16 protein-coding genes and 7 pseudogenes are annotated in these 22,587 nt (G+C 55.4%); 7 read left to right on the forward strand and 16 right to left on the reverse strand.

The genetic code is table 11. The annotated features are described in order from the left end of the window. Positions 1-130: 130 nt before the first annotated feature. The 3 genes from AACG97_RS15915 to AACG97_RS15925 are packed head-to-tail and all read right to left on the reverse strand — an operon-like array spanning position 131 to position 2,035. Positions 131-1,021 (reverse strand): carbon-nitrogen hydrolase family protein, encoded by an 891-nt coding sequence (locus AACG97_RS15915; RefSeq protein ID WP_197885719.1) that lies wholly within the window; start codon positions 1,019-1,021, stop codon positions 131-133. Then, entirely contained in the window at positions 1,018-1,626 is a 609-nt protein-coding gene (locus tag AACG97_RS15920) for a GNAT family acetyltransferase (RefSeq protein ID WP_197885718.1), read from the reverse strand. Before AACG97_RS15920 ends, AACG97_RS15915 begins: the two co-directional genes overlap by 4 nt. Before the next feature lies 1 nt (position 1,627). Continuing rightward, positions 1,628-2,035, reverse strand: coding sequence for a ketosteroid isomerase-related protein (locus AACG97_RS15925; RefSeq protein WP_023103882.1), 408 nt, complete (start codon positions 2,033-2,035; stop codon positions 1,628-1,630). A 154-nt stretch (positions 2,036-2,189) separates the two neighbouring features. Here AACG97_RS15925 and AACG97_RS15930 point away from each other — a divergent pair, with 154 nt between their 5' ends. Then, a complete protein-coding gene (locus tag AACG97_RS15930; RefSeq protein WP_197885717.1) occupies positions 2,190-3,095 on the forward strand; it encodes a LysR family transcriptional regulator in 906 nt (301 codons plus the stop codon). A 242-nt stretch (positions 3,096-3,337) separates the two neighbouring features. Here the strand turns inward: AACG97_RS15930 and AACG97_RS15935 are convergent. From AACG97_RS15935 to AACG97_RS15945, 3 pseudogenes are all read right to left on the reverse strand, one after another. Then, a pseudogene (locus tag AACG97_RS15935) lies at positions 3,338-3,578 on the reverse strand (acetaldehyde dehydrogenase); the annotation flags it as partial. Between the two features lie 85 nt (positions 3,579-3,663). Next, positions 3,664-4,551, reverse strand: a pseudogene (locus AACG97_RS15940) (LysR family transcriptional regulator). Between the two features lie 57 nt (positions 4,552-4,608). Then, positions 4,609-5,711, reverse strand: a pseudogene (locus tag AACG97_RS15945) (IS5 family transposase). 126 nt (positions 5,712-5,837) lie between these two features. On the opposite strand from AACG97_RS15945, the gene AACG97_RS15950 reads away from it, so the two are divergent. The 4 genes and pseudogenes from AACG97_RS15950 (at position 5,838) to AACG97_RS15965 (ending at position 8,935) form a co-directional block, all read left to right on the forward strand. Then, positions 5,838-5,963 (forward strand): hypothetical protein, encoded by a 126-nt coding sequence (locus AACG97_RS15950; RefSeq protein WP_263975076.1) that lies wholly within the window; start codon positions 5,838-5,840, stop codon positions 5,961-5,963. A 160-nt stretch (positions 5,964-6,123) separates the two neighbouring features. Further along, entirely contained in the window at positions 6,124-7,263 is a 1,140-nt protein-coding gene (locus AACG97_RS15955; protein ID WP_009681502.1) for a glutathione-independent formaldehyde dehydrogenase, read from the forward strand. Continuing rightward, a pseudogene (locus AACG97_RS15960) lies at positions 7,260-7,721 on the forward strand (transposase); the annotation flags it as partial. The gene AACG97_RS15955 and the pseudogene AACG97_RS15960, both read left to right, overlap by 4 nt. A 63-nt stretch (positions 7,722-7,784) precedes the next feature. Beyond that, positions 7,785-8,935 (forward strand): IS3 family transposase gene (locus tag AACG97_RS15965; RefSeq protein WP_197885610.1). Its coding sequence is split into 2 segments (ribosomal slippage): positions 7,785-8,019 and positions 8,019-8,935, totalling 1,152 coding nucleotides; the frame shifts between segments, so codons are not numbered across the junction. 96 nt (positions 8,936-9,031) lie between these two features. On the opposite strand, the gene AACG97_RS15970 is transcribed toward AACG97_RS15965, so the two are convergent. The 4 genes and pseudogenes from AACG97_RS15970 to AACG97_RS15985 all read right to left on the reverse strand — a co-directional run bounded on the left by AACG97_RS15970 (position 9,032) and on the right by AACG97_RS15985 (position 14,361). Further along, positions 9,032-10,477 (reverse strand): NAD-dependent succinate-semialdehyde dehydrogenase, encoded by a 1,446-nt coding sequence (locus tag AACG97_RS15970; protein ID WP_023662275.1) that lies wholly within the window; start codon positions 10,475-10,477, stop codon positions 9,032-9,034. Positions 10,478-10,849: 372 nt separating this feature from the next. Then, positions 10,850-11,828, reverse strand: a pseudogene (locus tag AACG97_RS15975) (IS5-like element ISPst5 family transposase). Positions 11,829-12,044: 216 nt separating this feature from the next. Further along, positions 12,045-13,364, reverse strand: a complete 1,320-nt coding sequence (locus tag AACG97_RS15980) for an MFS transporter (protein ID WP_060546732.1) — start codon at positions 13,362-13,364, stop codon at positions 12,045-12,047. Between the two features lie 202 nt (positions 13,365-13,566). Next, positions 13,567-14,361 carry a phytanoyl-CoA dioxygenase family protein gene (locus AACG97_RS15985; protein WP_197885609.1) on the reverse strand — a complete coding sequence of 265 codons (795 nt, stop codon included), beginning with the start codon at positions 14,359-14,361 and terminating at the stop codon, positions 13,567-13,569. A 103-nt stretch (positions 14,362-14,464) separates the two neighbouring features. Here AACG97_RS15985 and AACG97_RS15990 point away from each other — a divergent pair, with 103 nt between their 5' ends. Further along, positions 14,465-15,358, forward strand: a complete 894-nt coding sequence (locus AACG97_RS15990) for a LysR family transcriptional regulator (protein WP_197885608.1) — start codon at positions 14,465-14,467, stop codon at positions 15,356-15,358. Positions 15,359-15,503: 145 nt separating this feature from the next. Here the strand turns inward: AACG97_RS15990 and AACG97_RS15995 are convergent. Further along, positions 15,504-16,482 (reverse strand): annotated as a pseudogene (locus AACG97_RS15995) (IS5-like element ISPst5 family transposase). Positions 16,483-16,631: 149 nt separating this feature from the next. Between AACG97_RS15995 and AACG97_RS16000 the strand changes: the two are divergent. Beyond that, positions 16,632-17,723, forward strand: a pseudogene (locus AACG97_RS16000) (IS630 family transposase). 345 nt (positions 17,724-18,068) lie between these two features. On the opposite strand, the gene AACG97_RS16005 reads toward AACG97_RS16000, so the two are convergent. From AACG97_RS16005 to AACG97_RS16025, 5 genes are all read right to left on the reverse strand, one after another. Next, complete coding sequence (locus tag AACG97_RS16005) at positions 18,069-18,998, reverse strand: electron transfer flavoprotein subunit alpha/FixB family protein (protein ID WP_197885606.1); 930 nt, start codon at positions 18,996-18,998, stop codon at positions 18,069-18,071. Between the two features lie 2 nt (positions 18,999-19,000). Beyond that, positions 19,001-19,750: an electron transfer flavoprotein subunit beta/FixA family protein gene (locus tag AACG97_RS16010; RefSeq protein WP_086976056.1), complete on the reverse strand. Its 750-nt coding sequence runs from the start codon at positions 19,748-19,750 to the stop codon at positions 19,001-19,003. Positions 19,751-19,871: 121 nt separating this feature from the next. Then, positions 19,872-20,534 carry a 3-oxoacid CoA-transferase subunit B gene (locus AACG97_RS16015; RefSeq protein ID WP_086976163.1) on the reverse strand — a complete coding sequence of 221 codons (663 nt, stop codon included), beginning with the start codon at positions 20,532-20,534 and terminating at the stop codon, positions 19,872-19,874. Between the two features lie 15 nt (positions 20,535-20,549). Next, entirely contained in the window at positions 20,550-21,209 is a 660-nt protein-coding gene (locus AACG97_RS16020; protein WP_197885605.1) for a 3-oxoacid CoA-transferase subunit A, read from the reverse strand. A 63-nt stretch (positions 21,210-21,272) separates the two neighbouring features. After that, complete coding sequence (locus tag AACG97_RS16025) at positions 21,273-22,580, reverse strand: OprD family porin (RefSeq protein WP_086976165.1); 1,308 nt, start codon at positions 22,578-22,580, stop codon at positions 21,273-21,275. Positions 22,581-22,587: the final 7 nt, after the last annotated feature.

A 22,587-nucleotide genomic window follows, 5' to 3' on the forward strand; every position in this document is an offset into this window, starting at 1 on the left:
GAATATTTCTTGCATGTATCGACAGCATCGGGGCAAGTTCAAAACTGGTCAAACTGGAAAAATCTATGCGCAGATAGATATGACCTATCTAAGCCGACTCATTGAGTTGAAGCTATCAAGATGAGACCGGCTAGGCGACCTGATGACCCGAGTGTCGAGCTTTCCGCAGTGCAGGCAACATCTGTCCGTCCCAGTCACGATCGACCGCAACCTGGGCCTGTTCTTGGTTTCGTTCGAGTGCTTCAACGTCAAGATCACCGATCGCCCATGTCTGCGTGCCGCAAGTAGTCGCGAGAATGCCATCCTCGGGGAATCCACGATCCATGGGTGCATAGATCGTGGCCTCGCCAGTGTTCGTGTCCAGCGCCGGACTCCAGTCAGCAGCTCCGGTCGTCACGGCCTGCGCGACGAACATCCGGTTCTCCAGTGCCCGCGCCATGCAGCCCACACGAACCCGGGTTGCACCTGCCCTCGTGTCCGTACAGCTCGGGACCAACAGCAGGCGTGCACCCGCCTCTCGCTGGGCTCGCACAGGCAATGGAAACTCACTGTCGTAGCAGACAGCGATGCCGGCACGCACGCCATTCAGGTCGAACACCTTGAGTTCGTCGCCCCCCTCGATGACGCCAGTGTCTTTCTCGAACCCCGTCAACTGCAATTTGTCCTGGTAGTCACGCGTGCCGTCCGGCGCAAACCACCACGCCCGGTTGCGATAGCGATCCGGTCCAACCCGGGTCAAGAACGTACCGGCCTGAATGGTCATGCGCAGCTCGCGCGCCAGGTCGGTGTACAGGGCTAGCCACGCAGGCTGCAAGGCCAGCAGCGCGGCCAGCGAGGCGTTGAAATCCTGGCGGATGCCAGGCTCGAACATCGCAGCCAGTTCGAGGGACAGATATTCGGGCAACACGGCCAGTTCCGCTCCGGCACGGCTCGCCTCCTCCAGAACCCGCCGCTGCCGCGCTGCGAATGCCTCGAAGCCCGTGGGCTGACCCACTGCGTATTTCGCAACTGCTACTTTCATTTCGCGTTCTCCAGGGAGCGCAGCCACATCGTGAGCGTCTGCTCGGTTTCGCTCGGCTCACCCACCTGTTTCCAGGGCAGCGTAACCTTCATGTCCGACTGCCGCACGTAACCACGACGGGTCCAGAAGGGATCATTACTGCGGTAGTTGGAAGGACGCCGGGGATCGTCGCCTGCGCGATCCACCGACGCGAACGATGTCCACTGCATGCCGCCCAACGAACGGGCATGCGCTTCGCGTTCGTCAAAGAAGCGATGGCCCATGCCAAGGCCCCGGAAGGCCGGGAGAAGGACTGATTCGCCGCAGTAAAACACTGCCTCCATCGGGATTGCTCGATCGGCGAACGGCACCTGGAAGGCCGGCTCCGCATCGCCGAGCGGCAATCCCGTGGACGCACCCACGACCACGTCATCAGCGAGCGCGAGTACCAGCAGGCTGTCTGCCGAACGGGCGTACATAGCGAGGTAGTGCTTCTCGTATTCGGTGTCGCCCTCGTACAGGTAAGGAAAGCTGCGGAAAACGCTCGCCCGCAGGCCTGCCACGGCATCGAACCATTCGGCAATGTCCGGACCACGACGAACCAGCACCTGCACGTCGCTGGTCATTTCAGGCGTCCCCTCCAACCTGTGCGATCCAGTCGCCGAGATTGTAGTAGTTGGTGACACGAGCGATCTTGCCATCGCGGATCTCGAAGAACGCGCCGCCCGGCAGCACGTAGCGCTGGCCCTGGGCTTCCGGCAGCCCGTCGTCCGTGACTTTGTATTCGCCATGCACCACGTACTCCGCGCCTGCACACAGGCCGTCGGCGCTGACCATCACTACGATCCCGCGCAGTTGCTCGCCATAGCAACGGTCCATGCGCTGCAGGAAGGCGCGGAAGGCTTCGCGACCGACCTCACGAGCGCCCTGGTTCAAGTCGTGCGCGACGTCATCGGTCAACATTGACAGCATGGCCTCGCGGTCGCCGCGGTTGAAGGCGTCGTAGTAGGCAGTGATGAGAGTCGCAGCGTTCATTCGCGTTCCTTATTGGGTTGTTCGGAGCGGAGCATTCCGGGGTGTTGTCAGTCTGGGCAACCGCGCCTCCCTTGTATATGGAATTGTTGCGATTTTATAATTCCACAATCTGAAACAATCAACGAACAGCGAAATCGGCCATGAGGCGTGCGTCATGAACAAGGAACTGGAACTACTGCGCATCTTTCGGGTGGCGGCCGAAAGCAGCAGTTTTCGCGATGCGGCCGTCCGGCTGGGGACTTCTCCGCAAGGTGTAACCCGTGCCATCCAGCAACTGGAGCAACACTACGGCGAGGTGTTGTTTCATCGAAGCACGCGCCAGGTGCGCATCACCGCCTTCGGCGAAGGGCTGCTAGACCAAGTGCGCCCCGCATTGGAGCGGTTCGAGGATCTGTGGCGAACGCCTGGCTCCGACCAGCAGGCCACTCTGTCCGGTACGGTTCGCATCACCGCACCGCACAGCTTGGGCACCAGAGCGGTGCTACCGGCACTGGAGCGCGTGGCCGTGCGTCATCCCGGCATCACGCTGGATGTGCGCCTGTCCGATCGCATCAGCAATACGGTTGACGAAGGGATTGACGTCGGGATCAGGGTCGGATTCATGCGCGATAGCCGCTTCGTCGCACGCAAGGCCGCCGACATGAGACTCCCCATCGTTGCCGCTCCGCGCCTGATCAAGAAAGTGGGCGTACCTGCAAAGATCGATGCGCTAAGCAGTCTGCCAGTTACCGTGGGCTTGGATATTAATACCGGCCGTCCCTGGCCTTGGCACTTCAAGGCGGGACGCCAGTGGACACCTACCGCACCCACTCTCGTCGCCGACAATGCCGACATGGAAATGGGAGCGGCGCTGGCCGGGATCGCGTTCGCGCAGCTGGCGGACTACATGGCCGCCCCCTACATTGCCAGCGGGAAGCTCGTGCGAGTGCTGGAGAACGAAGAACCTCCGGCATGGGGGTTGTACGTCTATCGGCCTCAGCGTGGCCCAATTCCGGGAAGGGTTCGAGCGGTATTTGATGAAATGCTGGTCGCCGTTGGATCGTTGCCAGCTTTGCGCTGACACGTCGCAAGACGCTGTAGGGCACACACCTTGGAAAGCGGGGCACTGAGCCTCGGTGGCTCACCCCTCCGGTTGAATGGTAATCCCCCCACTAACCGAACTGGCCAGACTCTTTACTACCAGCATTTATGCAAAGCGAAGCAAATGAACGTGGTTTGAAGAGCACAGGGGAGAATGGTTTTTGTCGGAGACAAACACCATTCGTTGGAACGAAGTCATCAAGATGTGTCTACCGGACGCTTACGGTAGCCCGGCACATAGGCCTGCACAGCGGCGACCATTTCCTCAAATAGAGGCTTCGACGACAGCTTGGCCGGTAGCCTCCGACAGTACGAACACGGTGTCGCGCATCATCAGCGGTGGCTCGATCGGATTCATGATGATCGCCTTGCCGTTAGCTACACCGCCGATCAACTCGATGGCTTTACTGGTGGTTTCGGTGAACTCATCAATGTTGGCGCGGGTGCCGGGACCTGCGGATTTCTGATCGAGGCAGAGTCGCCGAAGAGGTCCGGCCTCTACCAAGGCATCCAGTGCTGCTTGAGATTGTCGCCCATCAGCGATGCGTTTAAACGGGGTGGGCCGCGACCCACTCTTTGAGATGAGCAACAAAACTGAGAACGGTCGGAGCGATGTTTTCTCTTGAAGGGTATACCGCATAGATTCCCACCGGCGGCTCAATGGCCCAATCGGAAAATGCCTCCACCAGCTTTCCTGAATCAAGATCATCTCGTACATGCCAGTCCATCAGCAGCGCTACGCCATGCCCATCTATTGCCATCTGGCGAACCACTTCCCCCAAACTGGATGAAAAACGTTTGCGTATTTTGCATGTTTTATTAACGCCTTCTCGGGACATGGCCCAACTGGAATCTTTTCCCACGATGAGGCCGTCCAGCGTGGTCAAGTCTTTTGGAGAGGTAGGCATACCCTGTTTTTCCCAATAATGGGGGGGCAGCGCAAATCAGACGTCGGGACGAGAAATCCTCTGCGCAATCAGGGATGAATCGGCCATTACTCCGTGCCGAATCGCAAGGTCGGTACCATGGGCGGCCAAATCAACCAGTTGATCTGTCGGGTGTAGATCAACGATAACGCCAGGGTAGCGTTTGAGATAACTGCTCACGACGCTCGATAAATAACCTTGGGCAAATGTCGCAGAAGCGGTTATGCGTAGATGACCGGTAATCTCGATTTTCTGGAAAAATCCTCGCTCGGCCTTTGCGACGCTTTCGAGGATGCTTAGCGCGTGCTGATAAAGCTTCTCACCGTCCGAAGTGGGGCTTAGCTTGCGGGTGGTGCGATTGAAAAGTCTGCGACCAACGCTGTCCTCAAGGGCCAGAAGACGCTTGCTTGCGCCTGCGGCAGTCATCCCCATTCGTTCGGACGCTGCGCGGATGGAACTCTCCTCGAAAACAGCAATAAACAATCGCAATTCATCAATGGAATCCAGCATTTATTACCAACCAAAAGGACCGAAAGATTCAATAATTCTAGGAGGGTGTAGACAAAATCATGTGGTGAGTCGGCGCGCGAGTATTCGTGCCTCGGCCAACCACACCCATGCCTCGCTTACCGCAAAAAGACGGTCGTGGTGCATGATCAGTCGCCGAGCCCTCTCATTCCAGGCATGAGTTCGCTCCACCACCCATCGCTTGGGCATGACCACAAATCCAGCCTGAGCAGGTTCCACGGAAAATAGATCGCCTTGCTCCGAGTGCCATTGCCCTGTTCTTCTGTTGTTCGGCCCACGGATCACTTGAACATCGATCGCGTGCATTTGATGTGTGCGTTGCGCCCATTTTCCTGCATACGCACTATCAACAAAGAGCGTGCCCAGTGACGGATACTTTTCCTTCGAGTAGGCCACCGCATCATCCGCCGCGTCCCGATCCTGAACGCTTGCAGCACTGATACTCACAGCCAGCAGCAGGCCCAACGTATCGACGATCAACTCCGTTTACGGCCCTTCACTTTTTTGCCTGCGTCGTAGCCGCCGTCACCGCCTTGAGGAGAACTGCGGGTCGATTGTGAATCCAGGACAGCCGCTGACGGGCTGTCAGCGCGTTCTTCCCGCTCACGCCATTGAGCCCGCAAGCGATCATGCATTTGCTCGAATTTGCCTTGAGCGCTCCACCGGCGGAAGGTCTTGTAGACATTGTCCCAATGAGGAAAATCGCGGGGTAGCATTCGCCATGAGCACCCCGTGCGTACCACATAGCAACAGGCCTCCAGCAACGTCCGCCGAGAATGAAGCGGCGGCACCCCTCGTCCGCCCTGGCTTTCAAACAGGTCGGCGACCAGTGCCCACTCGGTATCTGTCAAACAACTGGGATATAGCTGTTCCGGCAGTTGGCGTCGGTGGCTTTCATTGTAGCCATACGATTTATTAGGTTCAGGTGACTGAAAACTACCCTTGGCCCGCTGCTTTACACGCGTAATCCCTGCCAGTTTCAACGCTTTTGCAAAGGTGTCGGGATGCGCAGCGATACCGGTTTCGGCAAGGAATACGAGCGCCAACTCGGCTTGGCTGGAATAGGGATGCGCATGAGCGAGCCTCACCAGCACGGGATAGTGCTCGGCGGCAATCGAGCGAGGACGTCCGGTTTTAGGCATGGCTTGAAGGCTACTCAGACAGGGGAGCGGAAGTTTAATTTATTTTGTCTACACCCTCTAGGGAAGGTCTGAAAAAGACTTCCCGAATCTGGTGAATTACGCCGATCCCGCCAGCCGAGTTTTTCCATGAAGCAGATGACCTTCGCCGACGCCGAGTACGCCGGCAAGCGCAAGCAGACCCGTAAGGAATTGTTCCTGATCGAGATGGATCAGGTGGTAGCCATATTGCTTCTATGGCGTTCAACTGTCTAAGTTCGTCACGAGCTGCAAATTCAAGGGCCGCCACGCGCGGGCGACGGCATCACCACTCGTCTGGTCATAGCTCGATTTGTGGAACATACGTTCGTAGAACTAAACAGATATCTCGTAAGCAGACGAAACCACCTCATCGTCGCTTGAACGGGAGAGTCTAATGAAAGCCATCGTTTACAACGGGCCACGCGACGTCAGCGTGCAAAATGTCCCAGACGCCAAGATCGAAAAACCTACCGACGCCGTAGTGCGCATCACCACTACCAATATCTGCGGCTCTGACCTGCATATGTACGAGGGCCGCACCTCGATGGAGACGGGACGTGTTTTCGGTCACGAGAACCTCGGGGAAGTCATCGAAGTCGGCGCCGGCGTAGATCGCATCAAGGTAGGTGATCGCGTCTGTTTGCCATTTAATATCGGCTGCGGTTTCTGCGAAAACTGTGAAAAAGGTTTGACCGGTTTCTGCCTCACGGCCAACCCCGGCAGTGCTGGTGCTGCTTACGGGTTTGCCGATATGGGCTCATACCAGGGTGGTCAAGCAGAACTGCTGCGTGTGCCATATGCGGACTTCAATTGCCTGGTGCTGCCAGAGGATGCGCAAGAGAAAGAAAACGACTACGTCATGCTGTCAGACATATTCCCCACCGGATGGCATGCCACTGAACTGGCTGGCCTGATGCCGGGTGAAAGCATCGCCATTTACGGTGCAGGGCCAGTGGGCCTGATGGCAGCTCATGCCGCGATGATCAAAGGCGCCTCGCAAGTGTTCGTGGTCGACAACCATCCGGATCGATTGAAATTGGCCGCGCAGATGGGGGCCACGCCAATCAACTCCCTGGAGAAAGAGGCGGTTGATCAGATCCTCAACCTGACTCACGGCAAAGGCACTGATCGAGGTTGTGAGTGTGTGGGGTACCAGTGCTGTGACAAACACGGCCATGAGGTCAATCACCTGACGATGAACAACCTGGTAGCTTCCACCAAGGCCACGGGTGGCATCGGCGTCGTCGGGGTGTTTGTTCCTCAGGATCCGGGCGCGAAAAATGAACTGGCGAAGGAAGGTAAAATGGCCTTCGATTTCGGCGCGTTCTGGTTCAAGGGCCAGCAGATACGCACCGGGCAAGCCAACGTCAAAGCCTATAACCGCAGGCTCGCGGAGCTGATCCAGCACGACCGCGCCAAGCCTTCGCAGATCATCTCTCACAGCCTGAAATTGGCGGAAGGGCCCGATGCGTACAAGCATTTCGATGCGCGAGATGAGGGTTGGACAAAGGTCATTCTGAAGCCGGCAGCCTGATCGAACAGCTGTATGGATCTGACGCCCTGACGATATCGCCGGGCGTCAGCCCAAAGACCCGCCTACTCGCGCTTACAGTATGGCCGCTATGTATTTACCGACCACATACCACCTGTCGTCCGCTCGAAATGCGAGCGCGGTTGTTGCGCAAGATGATCAAGGGAAAAATGGTAAGCGTACTGACTTCGATGGTCGACCCGCTGCGCTTTCCGGGTGGGGAGATCGTCGACCTTTACAGTCAACGCTGGGAAATCGAGCTGGGCTATCGGGCGATCAAGCAGAGACTGCTGGGCGGCGAATATACCCTGAGAAGCAAGACGCCAGAGATGATCGCTCAAGAGCTATGGGGTGTGCTGCTAGGCTACAACCTTTTGCGCTACCAGATGGTACTGATGTCCAGGCAGTGTCCCGGTGTGTACCCCTGCGAAATGAGTTTCACTGCCTGCAGTTGGGCCATCTGAATCGCCCCTGGTTTCGTAGACACCTCCAAGCCTCATAATGAGGCCCAAATAGGAGGTGCCATGAGTCGTCAGCGTTACCCCGAAGAGTTCAAGATCGAAGCGGTCAAGCAAATGACCGAGAAAGGCAAACCCGTCGCCGATGTCGCCCAGCGCCTGGGCATGTCCGTACATAGCCTTTACGCCTGGATCAAGGTCTACACCAAGCCCCAAGAGCAGCGTCAGCAAGACGACGATCAGCAGGCCGAATTGCGCAAGCTACGCGCTGAACTCAAGCGCGTGACTGAAGAGCGAGACATCTTAAAAAAGGCCGCCGCGTACTTTGCCAAGGAGTGCGGCTGAAGTACGCCTTCATCAAGAAGCACTCGACTGATTACCCGGTGCGGCGCCTTTGCCAAACCCTCAAGGTGCACCCCAGCGGCTACTACGCCTGGCTGGCCGAGCCTCAATCTGCCCGAGCAAAAGAAGATCAACGTCTGCTTGGCTTGATCAAGCACGCTTGGCTAGAAAGCGGAGGTGTATACGGCTACCGCAAAATTCACGATGACCTACGTGAGCTGGGAGAGGAATGCGGACGAAATCGAGTCGGGCGCTTGATGCAGGCGGAGGGGCTGCGTTCGCAAACGGGCGATCGGCGGCGTCCAGGGTTTTACGGTGGAAAACCAACAGTGGCCTCGCCCAACCACCTCGCGCGGCAGTTCAAGGTCAGTGAGCCGAACAAGGTCTGGGTGACAGATATCACTTACATCCGCACCTATGAAGGATGGCTCTATCTAGCGGTAGTGCTGGATCTGTTCTCACGCCAAGTAATTGGTTGGTCAATGAAGCCAAGGATGTGCAGCGACCTGGCTATCGACGCAATGTTGATGGCTGTGTGGCGACGCAAGCCACAGCAGCAAGTGATGATTCACTCAGATCAAGGTAGTCAGTTCAGTAGCTCAGATTGGCAAAGCTTCTTGAAGGCTAACAATGTAATCAGCAGCATGAGTCGGCGGGGAAACTGCCACGACAATGCCGTAGCCGAGAGCTTTTTCCAACTTTTGAAGCGGGAGCGCATCCGACGAAAGATCTACACAACCCGTGAAGAAGCCCGAAGTGATATTTTCGATTACATCGAAATGTTCTATAACCCTAAACGCCGACACAGCAGTGCTATGCAGCTGTCTCCAATAGAGTATGAGAAACGCTATTTCCTGAGCTTGGAGAGTGTCTAGGAAACCAGGGGCGATTCAGAGAGATACAAGCCTGGACTGCATTGGAGGCTCACAATCGAGCCCCCAACACACGCCGCCTTAGGAAGACGTGAGGTCTCAGGCGGTCATTACGGTGACCGACTTGGTGACCAGGTACGGCTCAAGAGCCTCTGGGCCACCTTCCGAGCCGTAGCCCGAGTCTTTAACACCGCCAAACGGCATTTCAGGAACCGGAGTCGAAGGCTGGTTGATCCAGAGCATGCCCACTTGGAGAGTTTGGGTAAGAAGGTGAACGTTGCGATATGAACGCGTGAAAGCATAACCGCCCAGGCCGAATGGGAGACGGTTGGCCTCAGCTATCGCTTCCTCAATATGATCGAATCCACGTACAGCTGCGATCGGACCAAACGGTTCTTGAGAAAGCACTTCAGCATCCAACGGAACATCTGCTAGAACAGTTGGGGCGAAGAAGTTGCCTGTCGAGCCGATTCGCTCACCACCAGTCGCTACCGTCGCGCCCGATTTACGTGCGTCTTCAACCAAACCTGCGATTGCCTCTACTCGACGAGCATTCGCTAGAGGCCCATAGTTAACTCCATCTTCGAGGCCATTACCGATTTTGAGGCCTTCAGCGTATGCGACCATGCCTTTCACAAAGGCATCTTTGATGCTGTTATGCACCAAGAATCGTGTCGGGGAGATGCACACCTGACCGGCGTTCCGGAATTTAGAGGCGCTTGCCACCTGGATAGCTAACTCCAAATCGGCATCCTCGGCGATGATCACTGGTGCGTGTCCACCCAGCTCCATCGTCGCCCGCTTCATGTGCAGGCCAGCCAGGGCAGCCAACTGTTTACCGATCGCAGTGGAACCGGTGAAGGTGATTTTGCGGATCACTGGGTGCGCGATAAGGTATTTGGAGATCTGGTCGGGGTTACCGTACACCAGACCGATAACTCCCTTTGGTACACCTGCGTCGGCAAATGCACGAATCAGTTCGGCTGGTGAACGCGGGGTCTCTTCAGGAGCCTTCACCACGAAAGAGCAACCTGTTGCCAATGCAGCACAGAGCTTACGAACCACCTGGTTAACCGGGAAATTCCATGGCGTAAAGGCTGCTACCGGGCCAACTGGCTCCTTTACGACAATTTGGCTAGCGTTGATATTGCGAGGAGGAACTACACGACCATAAACGCGACGACCTTCCTCGGCAAACCACTCAATGATATCTGCCGCAGAGTTGACTTCGATACGCGACTCCAGCAATGGTTTGCCCTGCTCTTGAGTCATGTACCGGGCGATCGTTTCGGCCCGCTCCCGAATGATGGAAGCGGCTTTGCGCATGATGGCAGATCGCTCGTATGCAGGTACATTACGCCAGACATCGAATCCAGCCTGTGCCGCATTAACAGCTTGTACAAGGTCACCTTCAGACGCATGGGCAACGGTACCAATTCTCAAACCGGTTGCGGGGCTAACAACATCAATAGTTGATCGACCTTCAGCATCACGCCACTCTCCATTGATGAAAAGTTGAGTATCTGGGTACGTCTCATTAATCATAAATCACCTTTTTAATTGTTAGCTGAGTGCCTAGACCCTTGCGGTATCATGGCATGTGATTCGCGGTGAATCCGCCTAAAAATACACGGCAATCAAGACAGTTTAAAACTGACTCGCAGAATCATTAAAACGACTTTTTTTCCTTCATCCAGTCCTTATCATTGCAAAACCAGGTCTACCCTTATCCTAGAGCCAGCCAAGGATTATCAGATCCACGCAAGCTTTAGGGATGGTCTGAAGTAGTCAGGTATTTCTGGCTGACTCCAGCCCTTGCCGATTTCAAAACGGTAATTCGGCTAAAAAACGATCAAATCATCCCCTCTTTCCGGATTTATAGCCGGCGCGAGCACCTCGCGCCGGCCATTTCCCGCATTACAGACGCACCTCTCCTGCATTCGTCAGCAAATGTCGGCGCGCCATCCACAGGTTCGACAGCGCGAACAGTGTCACCAACTGCGCGGTGTTCTTCGCCAGGCCACGCAAGCGTGTCTTCACGTAGCCGAATTGGCGCTTGATCACCCGGAACGGGTGCTCGACTTTGGCGCGCACCTGGGCCTTGGATTTCTCGATCTTGCGCTTGGCTTTGTACAGCGCACTGCGCTTACTCAGCTTCTTGTACGTACTGCGGCGGGCCGCAATCTGCCAGATCACCCCGGCCTTCATGTTCCGGGCGTTTCTCTACGCCGGTGTAACCCGCGTCGGCGCCGACCCTGTTTTCCTTTCCATGCAGCAGTTTGTCGACCTGGGTAACGTCAGCAACGTTGGCTGCCGTCCCCACCACGCTGTGCACCAGACCTGACTCGGCATCCGCGCCGATGTGAGCCTTCATGCCGAAGTAATACTGATTGCCCTTCTTGGTCTGGTGCATTTGCGGGTCACGCTTACCGTCCTTGTTCTTGGTCGAACTCGGCGCATGGATCAGCGTGGCATCGACGATGGTGCCCTGGCGCAGCGACAGGCCCCGATCGCCCAGGTAACCATTGATCACCGCCAGAATCCCGGCCGCCAACTCGTGCTTCTCCAGCAGGCGACGGAAATTGAGGATGGTGGTTTCGTCGAGAATACGCTCTAGGTTCAGCCCGGCAAACTGGCGCAAGATTGTGGTCTCGTACAGCGCCTCCTCCATCGCCGGATCGCTGTAGCCGAACCAGTTCTGCATCAAATGTACGCGCAGCATCGCCATCAGCTGATACGCCGGACGACCACCTTCACCCTTGGGGTAGTGCGGCTCGATCAGGGCAATCAAACCCTTCCACGGCACCACCTGATCCATCTCGATCAGGAACAACTCTTTGCGGGTCTGCTTGCGCTTGCCGGCGTACTCGGCGTCGGCGAAGGTCATTTGCTTCATCGGGAAACTCGGGCAACGGGATCGGCGTATTTCACCAGATTCGGGAAGTCTTTTTCAGACCATCCTTAGTCCCACTGAGCCCTGATAGGCATAACGACTCGCGGCCTAAGCCAATCAGTACATTGCCCAGCAATTGGGGTATTGCGCAGTTGAGGGCCATCCGTAGCCAAGCCCCGTCGAGCTTGGCTGAGGGGCTCGCTAGGATTCGGTCTTTACCTATGAGTTTTGGGGCGTAGTTGTGCTGACCTCGGGAGTTCGCTCATTGTCGGAAGAGTCGACTCGCTTTCTGACTACCAGGGCATATACCGCCGCCGCGATCAATGCGATGCCTGCGCTGATGAGAAATGCCGTCACAAACGAATGCGTACGGTCCACCACAACCCCTGTGATGAACGGGGCAAACGACCCTCCAAAGTAGCCGCCGAAGTTCTGAATGCTCGCCAGGGAGGCAGACTGATGGCGAGGGACAATAACAGTGACCAGCGCCCAGCTGGCGCCGCAAGCCATCTGAACGAAGAACATGGCCAAGGAAAGGTATGTCATTGCCAGGACCAAGTTAGGCGTGAAGGCGGCTGGCACTGTGAAGGCTGCACCTCCCAAGAGCCCAATGCAGATAGGCCATTTGCGGCTATTGATGGGCGAAGCGCCACGCGCCAGTAGGGCGTCAGCGATGAAGCCGCTCAGCACCATTCCGAGCGTGCCGACCAAGTAGGGGATCGATACAAGCCAGCCAGTATCTGCAAGAGAAAGGTGTCGTTCGCGTTCCAGGTAAGCAGGGAGCCAGGTCAGGTAAAGCCAGAGCATGTAGATGATGCCGGCATTGCCGACGATCATTCCCCAGGTTGTGCTGGACAAAAACAAACGCCGCCACTCTGCCATGGTCAGCTTCTGCTCGCCGATCATGCCAGGCCGCTTATCGTCCAGGTACTCCAGCTCCTCATGGGTCAGATCAACACTTTTCCTGTCCCGGTAAATGATGTACCAGCCGATGGACACCGCGATGCCAAAAGCGCCCATGATCATGAACATTTCACGCCACCCGAAGGTGATGAGTAGGGCGGTCAATATTGGTGGCGCCAGGGCCGGTCCAATTGTGGTGGATGCGATGAAGATACCAGTAGGTCGACCTCTTTCGTGGGTGCCAAACCACTCGCTGACGACCTTCATGCCGGCTGGAAAGTTGGGGGCCTCTCCGACACCGAGCGCGATCCGCGCGATTACAAACTGGGTGAGGTTGGTCACCAGACCGCCACAGAACTGGGCTGTGGACCACACGAACATGCCGAGGCCAAGCATTACCCTGGCTCCCAGCTTGTCCAGCAGAATCCCAACCGGCAGCTGTGAGAATGCATATGCAAATGAGAAAGCGGACAACAGAAGGCCCATCTCGGAGGCCGACAGTCCCAGATCCTGAGAGACTGAGTGGTTTGCGATGGACAGGGTACTCCTGTCTAAGTAGTTAACGACACCGGCTATCAGCAGTAGAGAGATTGCTGTGGTTTGGATTCGCGATAATCTTTTTGTTTTAGTAATCATGTCAGTTCCTTTGTTCTTGATTTGGACATGAGAAATATTGCGCACAAGGCGTTCCAAAAGGTGCCCTTAATGGGCAGCCTTCCTTGGCATGAGGTATCAAGGTAATCAGGTTTAATGGCCCATCCGGTGGGCATTACAACGAGGCGTTGTGCCTGAGGTTTTCTTCAGGGTGAATCATGTCAGGCACAAGCGGTGAGGCGGATTAGCTATTCAGAATATCGTCAGTGCCGACTTCGAGAGTGGTGAAGTTTCTTGCGCGAACGTAATCTGGTCGTGGGTTTTCAACGTCTTTGGGCTTGTTTTGGCTCGCGTTGTAGACGACATATGCTTGCCAGCGGTCCACGCCGGACAGGTTGTGGCCGGATGCATGAACGATATTTGCATCAAAGAACACCACCGTACCAGGCTTCCCAATAATTGGGACTGCCTCTTTGTGGGATGCCAGGATATCCAGCATGGTCGGCTTAGGTACGACGTAGAAGCGATAGCCTGTGGCCTCGTCGAATGCTGGATCCAGCGAGCCAAGCTTGTGGCTGCCAGGGATGAAGTAGAGGCACCCACCCATTTCTGAAGGCTCATCGAGCATGATGAGAGCGGTGGTCATCTGTGGTTCGGCGACACCGTCAATGTGCCATGTGCCAAAATCCTGGTGCCATTGCCACACGGAGCCATCAATGGCCGTCTTCAGGTTGCACTTGGTGTGATAAACGTAAAGATTGGGATCTTCGATGAGTTGCTGCGCTGGTTCCAGCAGTCGTCCACACTTCACCGCAGTTTGGAAAGCTGGAGAAATAGTAGGGCTCTCAGGGTCGTGAACTTTGTAAATAGTCTTGGCGATGCCGCCGTTTTTCTCGCGAACAAGATGGTCGGTATCAATGGTTTGGATTCTGCGAAGTTCACTCTTCATCTTTTTGACTTCTTCTTCGCTAAACAGCGACGGAAGAACAACAAAGCCATTGGTTTTATATTCAGCCAGCTGAGTCTCGGTCAGTTTCATAGCCTATTTTTCCTGTTTTTGGTATGATGGTTCACACTAAACCCAAGGCGATTGGAAGTAAAAGATTAAAAAAGTCGCCTACCAATACCTAGGAGGTACCGTGATGGAGCTTCGTCATTTGCGATATTTTTTGACTGTCGCGAAGCACCTAAACTTCACTAGGGCAGCAGAAGAACTTCATATGGCTCAGCCGCCACTGAGCCGACAGATCAGAGAGCTTGAAGAGGAGATTGGCCTCTCCCTGTTCGAGCGGCGGGCAAGGCGTGTCTACCTATCGCCTGCGGGTGAGGTGTTTGCTGATCGCGCCCGTAAAATTCTTGCGGCGACGGATGCTGCGGTGATCGATTCCCAGCGAGCTGCACGGGGCGAGATCGGTCATATCGCGGTCGGGTTTTTCGAGCACATAGCTTATACGCTGCTTCCGCCTTTGCTACGCGAGTACAAGTCACGACATCCCTCCGTAGCTGTTGAGCTTCGGTGGTTCACGTCAGCTGAGCAACTGGCGGCGCTCGACAGAGGGGACATCGACATTTCCTTCGTGCGCCAGGTACCTGAGCATACGGGCTATCAGAAAAAGCTGGTGATGCAGGAGCCCTTTTACGTAGCGATCGCAGCAGATCACCCATTGGCGAAGCAGAAAAGCATCTCGATCAAGGATTGTGAGGGGCTTCGGGTGATCAACTACAAGCGAAACGTTGCCCCTGATTATCACGACACCATCAATGATCTCTGTGCGCTGGCAGGGTTTAGCCCTTCGCCTGAATACGAAATGGGTCAGATTTACGCATCGCTGGGCCTGGTTAGCTGTGGTTTCGGTGTCACCATCGTTCCCGCATCCGTTCAAGGAACTCAGCTGAACAACGTCGCCTATCGACCGTTGTCTGAGCGGCATGTGAGTAGCGAGCTTTACCTAGTCTGGAAGGACGAAGTCCCTTCCGCAGCGTTGTGCAGTTTCGCTTCCCTCGCGAAAGAAATAGCGCTCGACATCGTGGATTAGGGATGGTCTGAAGTAGTCAGGTATTTCTGGCTGACTCCAGCCCTTGCCGATTTCAAAACGGTAATTCGGCTAAAAAACGATCAAATCATCCCCTCTTTCCGGATTTATAGCCGGCGCGAGCACCTCGCGCCGGCCATTTCCCGCATTACAGACGCACCTCTCCTGCATTCGTCAGCAAATGTCGGCGCGCCATCCACAGGTTCGACAGCGCGAACAGTGTCACCAACTGCGCGGTGTTCTTCGCCAGGCCACGCAAGCGTGTCTTCACGTAGCCGAATTGGCGCTTGATCACCCGGAACGGGTGCTCGACTTTGGCGCGCACCTGGGCCTTGGATTTCTCGATCTTGCGCTTGGCTTTGTACAGCGCACTGCGCTTACTCAGCTTCTTGTACGTACTGCGGCGGGCCGCAATCTGCCAGATCACCCCGGCCTTCATGTTCCGGGCGTTTCTCTACGCCGGTGTAACCCGCGTCGGCGCCGACCCTGTTTTCCTTTCCATGCAGCAGTTTGTCGACCTGGGTAACGTCAGCAACGTTGGCTGCCGTCCCCACCACGCTGTGCACCAGACCTGACTCGGCATCCGCGCCGATGTGAGCCTTCATGCCGAAGTAATACTGATTGCCCTTCTTGGTCTGGTGCATTTGCGGGTCACGCTTACCGTCCTTGTTCTTGGTCGAACTCGGCGCATGGATCAGCGTGGCATCGACGATGGTGCCCTGGCGCAGCGACAGGCCCCGATCGCCCAGGTAACCATTGATCACCGCCAGAATCCCGGCCGCCAACTCGTGCTTCTCCAGCAGGCGACGGAAATTGAGGATGGTGGTTTCGTCGAGAATACGCTCTAGGTTCAGCCCGGCAAACTGGCGCAAGATTGTGGTCTCGTACAGCGCCTCCTCCATCGCCGGATCGCTGTAGCCGAACCAGTTCTGCATCAAATGTACGCGCAGCATCGCCATCAGCTGATACGCCGGACGACCACCTTCACCCTTGGGGTAGTGCGGCTCGATCAGGGCAATCAAACCCTTCCACGGCACCACCTGATCCATCTCGATCAGGAACAACTCTTTGCGGGTCTGCTTGCGCTTGCCGGCGTACTCGGCGTCGGCGAAGGTCATTTGCTTCATCGGGAAACTCGGGCAACGGGATCGGCGTATTTCACCAGATTCGGGAAGTCTTTTTCAGACCATCCCTAGTGTCCTGAGCGGTTAGTTCGATTATCGAAAAACATGTCGATATACTGACCAGACTTCGATCTCACTGAGCAGTAGTGCGCATGGCCAAACCCGCCGCCCCATTCGTTTTAACGCCGTCTGACCAAACCACACTACAAGGCTGGTCGCGGATGGGCTCGCTGGCACAACGTCTCGGGCAGCGGGCCAGAATTCTGCTGTTATTGGCGGATGGATTAACGCCCAAAGACGTCAGCCATCAGCTCCAGGTCTCAGCGCCGGTGGTGTTCAAATGGCGAAAGCGCTATCTGGAGGCGGGTCTTGAGGGCTTGAACGACCTGCCTCGAAGTGGCCAGCCTCGCAAGCTCAGCACTCAAAAAATGAAGGAGATTCTTACCCTGACCACCCAGCGCGTGCCTCGTGAGGCGACGCATTGGAGTGTGCGCTTGATGGCCAAATATGCCGCCGTTACGGCTTGGCAAGTGCGACAAGTCTGGGCCGCTTCCGACCTTAAACCCCATCGTTTGAAAACGTTCAAGATCAGCAACGATCCGCATTTTGCCGATAAGGTCGTCGATGTCGTCGGGCTTTATCTGAACCCGCCGGATAACGCCATCGTGCTGTCGGTTGATTAGAAAACCCAGATCCAGGCACTGGATCGCACACAACCGATGTTGCCGCTACGCCCTGGCCAGATCGAGCGACGCACCCATGATTACAAACGCCATGGCACCGCCAGTCTGTATGCCACTTTTGACATCCTGACCGGCCAGGTTATCGGGCGGATAACCCAACGCCATCGGGCCAAAGAGTTTCTGGCCTTCCTGCGACAGATAGACCGCGCGACGCCCGCAGAGCTTGACCTGCATGTGATTCTGGACAACAGCTCGACGCACAAAACACCGGCCATCAAACAATGGCTGGAGAAGCACCCGCGTTTCAAACTGCACTTCACGCCGACCAGTGCTTCGTGGCTGAACGCCGTGGAAGGCTGGTTCGCGCAGCTGGAAAGGCGAGCACTGTATCGGGGTGTTTTCACCAGCGTGGCCGAACTGAAAGCGGCTATTCGTCAATTTATCGAGGCCCACAATGACCTTTCGGCGAAGCCCTTCAAGTGGAACAAGACGGCTGAATCCATCATTAGCTCTGTGAACAAAGCAAAGCTGGGAGCGATAAAAAATAAGTTATTGAATTAACCGCTTAAGACACTAGTCACGGATAGGCAGCCCTCCAGCCTCACTTGTCTCCCATCATCCATCTCAGCGTGGATATTCTCTTGCGGATGAACCTGCTCGCAAAACACCGCAGCAACGGCAAAAAACAGGCCAAAAGCAGTCTGACTGCTGAATAAAGATTCCCCCGCATACACTCACGCTAAGGATGGTCTGAAAAAGCCCTATCTTCAAAAATTAACCCCAGGAAATACGCGGCCTCCAGACCGATGATTTTCCAAAAAGTGGGCTTTTTCAGAGTTTCCCTAAAGAAATTGAAAGCTGCAGCGGGATTTGAACAGGTGCGCCGCTACAGCAGGTCAATCAGAATCAAGCAGTCAAAACCAGTTCCGGAATGGCTTCGAACAGGTCCGCCACCAGGCCATAATCCGCCACCTGGAAGATTGGCGCTTCTTCGTCCTTGTTGATCGCCACGATCACTTTGGAGTCTTTCATACCGGCCAGGTGCTGGATCGCGCCGGAGATACCGACCGCGATGTACAGCTGTGGAGCAACGATTTTGCCGGTCTGACCGACCTGCATGTCGTTGGGGACGAAACCTGCATCGACCGCGGCCCGCGAAGCACCGACAGCAGCGCCCAGCTTGTCGACCAGGGCGTACAGGTGTTTGAAGTTGTCGCCGTTCTGCATGCCGCGGCCGCCGGAAACGACGATCTTGGCAGCGGTCAGTTCCGGACGATCAGATTTAGCTAGCTCTTCGCCAACGAAGCTGGAAGTGCCAGCGTCGTGGGCCGCCGCCACGGTTTCAAGCGATGCCGAACCACCCTCAGCAGCCACCGGGTCGAAACCGGTAGCACGCACAGTGATCACTTTGACCGCAGCGTTCGACTGAACGGTAGCGATGGCGTTACCGGCGTAGATCGGGCGCTTGAAGGTGTCAGCGTTTTCGACCGTGATGATCTCGGAGATCTGGTCAACGTCCAGCTGAGCGGCAACCCGCGGCAGGATGTTTTTGCCATTGGATGTGGCAGCCGCCAGGATGTGGCTGTAGCCAGCGCCGAGTTCGGCAACTAGCGGCGCTACGTTTTCCGGCAACTGGTGAGCGTAGGCAGCGTTATCGGCCACCAGCACTTTTGCCACGCCAGCGTTTTTCACCGCGGCTTCAGCCACGGCGCCAACGCCCTGACCTGCAACCAGTACGTGCACGTCACCGCCGATTTTGGCAGCAGCGGCCACGGTGTTCAGAGTGGCCGGAGCCACCGCTTTGTTGTCGTGTTCAGCGATTACCAAGATAGTCATGATCAGATTACCTTCGCTTCGTTTTTCAGTTTCTCGACCAGTTCAGCCACCGACTTGACCTTGATACCCGCGCTGCGTGCAGCCGGCGCTTCGACTTTCACGGTCTGGTTGGTGGAGGCGGTGGAAACGCCCAAAGCGTCCGGAGTCAGCACTTCGAGAGGCTTCTTCTTGGCTTTCATGATGTTTGGCAGGGACGCGTAACGCGGCTCGTTCAAACGCAAGTCGGTGGTGACGATGGCCGGCAGTTTCAGGGAAACCGTCTGCGCGCCGCCGTCGACTTCGCGGGTCACGGCAACGCTGTCGCCGCTGATTTCGACTTTGGAGGCGAACGTGCCCTGACCGTAGCCGCTCAATGCCGCGAGCATCTGGCCAGTCTGGTTGTTGTCGCTGTCGATGGCTTGTTTGCCAAGGATTACCAGCAGAGGCTGTTCCTTGTCAACAACAGCTTTGAGCAGCTTGGCAACGGCCAGCGAAGTCAGATCTTCAGCGGATTCGACGAGGATGGCGCGGTCGGCGCCCAGCGCCAGCGCGGTGCGCAGTTGCTCTTGAGCGGTGGACGGGCCGAGGGAGACGACGACGATTTCAGTCGCAACACCTTTTTCTTTCAGGCGTACGGCTTCTTCCACTGCGATTTCGCAGAACGGGTTCATCGACATCTTGACGTTGGCGAGGTCGACGCTGGAATGGTCCGCCTTGACGCGAACTTTCACGTTGTAATCGACCACGCGCTTGATGGCTACAAGGACTTTCATGGCAGGTTCCATTCAATAAAGTTGACACAAGAAAATCAGTGATGGTCACGCTGTTCTATAACACCATGGACCTTAAAATCGGCCAGGCGCCGGTATCCAAGCCGCTCTTCCCCAGGGTAACCTACCGGCTTTGCACCGCTGAAAAATCAAGCCCCAACGCGGTGACTTCTTGTAAGTATTCCGCGCTGACATCATCAGCAAGCTCGACAACTTTTACCTGTCCATCTGCCAATTCGAACGTTGCCAGTTCTGTATAAACTCGGCTGACACAACGCAGGCCCGTCAGGGGATAGGTGCACTCTCGGACAAGCTTGCTCACACCGGTTTTATCCAGATGCTCCATCATCACGAAAACTTTCTTTGCACCGATGGCTAAGTCCATCGCGCCGCCCACACCGGGTATGGCATCAGCTTTACCCGTGTGCCAGTTTGCCAAGTCTCCGGATTGCGAGACTTGAAACGCTCCCAAGACGCAAATATCTATATGCCCGCCCCTCATCATGGCAAATGAATCCGCGTGATGAAAAAACACACTCCCCGGGTCTATTTGTATTGCTTCCTTTCCGGCATTGATCATGTCCCAATCTTCCTCACCCACGGGAGCCGCCTGCCAACGTCCCAATACTCCATTTTCGCTGTGTAGAAAAATTTCCTTATCTCTTGGCAAATGATTCGCCACCAGCGTTGGTAAGCCTATACCAAGGTTCACATAAGCGCCTTCGGGGATATCCCGCGCCACCCGACGCGCAATTTCAATTCTGATATTTTCTTTCAATTTATTAATCTCCACAAAGAAATACTATCTAAGAACAAGGGTTTTAACAAAAATGCCAGGCGTCACGACGACCTCTGGATCCAGTTCCCCGAGTTCATAAATTCGCGCGACCGAAGCAATGGTATGCTTCGAAGCCATTGCCATGACCGGGCCAAAATTGCGGGCGGTTTTGCGGTAGACCAAGTTTCCCCAGCGATCACCGGCTTCTGCATTTATCAAGGCGTAATCGACGTGAATGGGTAACTCAAATACATAGTTCTTTCCGTCTATCTGCTTGGTTTCCTTACCTTCTGCAAGCAAGGTGCCGTAACCTGTGGGGGTGTAGAATCCGCCAATACCACAGCCAGCAGCGCGTAATCTTTCCGCCAGGTTGCCCTGAGGCACCAACTCCAGCTCGATCTTGCCGGCTCGATAAAGTGACTCAAATACATGTGAATGGCTCATACGGGGGAATGAACACAGTATTTTTCGAACTCGACCAGCTTTGAGTAGAGCAGCCAGACCCGTTTCGCCATTGCCAGCATTATTGCTGACAATTGTAAGGTCTTTGGCACCCTGATCGATAAGGGCTTCTATAAGTTCTTCAGGCTGACCCGCACCACCAAAGCCGCCGATGGCAATCACTGATCCATCTTCTATAGCGGCAACTGCCGCCGCCATACTTAACGATATCTTATTAATCATTGAACGCTCCCATTATGAAAATAAAAATTTGGCAGGGCTATGACGCTGCGGAATTTCTGTCTATTACCAAATTTTCAATGAATAAGTGGCTATCAGGCGATTTTCGTTGATGTTGCGGTAGCTGCTGCCAACACCGCTACCGTAGTTGTTGCGAACCATGCTATTGGTCCATTTCAATCCAACGGTTTTCAAAGGGCCTTGCTGGATGACGTAAGCGAATATGATGTCGCGCTCCCATTCTTTACCGTCATTGTCAGAATAGTCAGCCGCTTTGGAAAAGTTATCACCGGACAGATAACGTGCGGTCAACGTGAGTCCGGGAATACCGAGGCCAGCGAAGTCATAGTCGTAACGAGCCTGCCATGATTTTTCATCTTTATTGGCGAAGTCGTTGTACTGCACATAGTTGACCAAGAATGGATCAGTACCGTTGATGAACGCATAACCGGTGTCGCCGCTCATTTTCTGGTAGCCCAGGCCGAACGCGTGAGTACCCAGGCTGTAAGTGAACATGGCATTGAATGCCTGGTTATCGACGTTACTTTGGCCGTCGTTATTGGAGCGGGCGAAGCGAATATCTGACTTCAGCGACTGTTTATCGCCGATGGGAAAGGAATGCTTCAACGTCAAAAAATGCTGGTGATAGACATCATCCAACGCGGCGTAATGATAAGTAGTGCTAAGGGTATCGCCCCACGCGTAACTGCCCCCTAATACATTGAACCCATCCGATTTTACCGAACTGGTGGACGCGTTTACTCCGCGACGGGCACCGCTTGAGAGTTGCATGTCTTCAAAGTCGCTGGAGTTACGATTTTTGACTTGGGTAATACGCAGCGCATCGACGGTCAGATGGTCGACTTCCTGAAAGGTCAATGCGCTGCCGCGAAACGTCTGAGGCACCATGCGACTGTCGCTGTAACCGAGCACAGGGTATCTGGGCAACAGGGTGCCCATCTTCAGCACGCTCTTCGACACACGAGCCTTGGCCGTCAAACCTAGTTTGGAGTATTCGTCCTCGGCTTCCCCGGTTTCCTTGTCGACCAGCGACAGGCCTGTGCTCGGCCGCACTGCATGGCCATTGCGAGCGGCAGTTGCGTTTGAGTCAAGGTTAAGCACCACCATGCCCAGCACATCCACCCCAAAGCCAACCGGCCCCTCGGTAAAGCCGGACTCCATGCGTAAGATGAAGCTTTGTGCCCATTCATTTTGATTGGCGTTGTCGGTATCAGGAAAGTCACGACGGAAGTTAAAGTTGCGCATATCGAGTGACGCCTTGCTTTCCTCGATAAATCCCGACGCGTCAGCCGGCGGAATGATACTGCCTATAATAACCGCTGCGGCGGCCACACTAATTATTGTTTTATTCATCGCTATT

It is taken from the genome of Pseudomonas sp. Nvir (assembly GCF_963778085.1).
Classification (GTDB): Bacteria; Pseudomonadota; Gammaproteobacteria; order Pseudomonadales; family Pseudomonadaceae; genus Aquipseudomonas; species Aquipseudomonas juntendi.

Coding starts and splice junctions, on each gene's coding strand:
- AACG97_RS15915 (WP_197885719.1), bottom strand. CDS start 1,021: ATGAAAGTAGCAGTTGCGAAATACGCAGTGGGTCAGCCCACGGGCTTC.
- AACG97_RS15920 (WP_197885718.1), bottom strand. CDS start 1,626: ATGACCAGCGACGTGCAGGTGCTGGTTCGTCGTGGTCCGGACATTGCC.
- AACG97_RS15925 (WP_023103882.1), bottom strand. CDS start 2,035: ATGAACGCTGCGACTCTCATCACTGCCTACTACGACGCCTTCAACCGC.
- AACG97_RS15930 (WP_197885717.1), top strand. CDS start 2,190: ATGAACAAGGAACTGGAACTACTGCGCATCTTTCGGGTGGCGGCCGAA.
- AACG97_RS15950 (WP_263975076.1), top strand. CDS start 5,838: ATGAAGCAGATGACCTTCGCCGACGCCGAGTACGCCGGCAAGCGCAAG.
- AACG97_RS15955 (WP_009681502.1), top strand. CDS start 6,124: ATGAAAGCCATCGTTTACAACGGGCCACGCGACGTCAGCGTGCAAAAT.
- AACG97_RS15970 (WP_023662275.1), bottom strand. CDS start 10,477: ATGATTAATGAGACGTACCCAGATACTCAACTTTTCATCAATGGAGAG.
- AACG97_RS15980 (WP_060546732.1), bottom strand. CDS start 13,364: ATGATTACTAAAACAAAAAGATTATCGCGAATCCAAACCACAGCAATC.
- AACG97_RS15985 (WP_197885609.1), bottom strand. CDS start 14,361: ATGAAACTGACCGAGACTCAGCTGGCTGAATATAAAACCAATGGCTTT.
- AACG97_RS15990 (WP_197885608.1), top strand. CDS start 14,465: ATGGAGCTTCGTCATTTGCGATATTTTTTGACTGTCGCGAAGCACCTA.
- AACG97_RS16005 (WP_197885606.1), bottom strand. CDS start 18,998: ATGACTATCTTGGTAATCGCTGAACACGACAACAAAGCGGTGGCTCCG.
- AACG97_RS16010 (WP_086976056.1), bottom strand. CDS start 19,750: ATGAAAGTCCTTGTAGCCATCAAGCGCGTGGTCGATTACAACGTGAAA.
- AACG97_RS16020 (WP_197885605.1), bottom strand. CDS start 21,209: ATGATTAATAAGATATCGTTAAGTATGGCGGCGGCAGTTGCCGCTATA.
- AACG97_RS16025 (WP_086976165.1), bottom strand. CDS start 22,580: ATGAATAAAACAATAATTAGTGTGGCCGCCGCAGCGGTTATTATAGGC.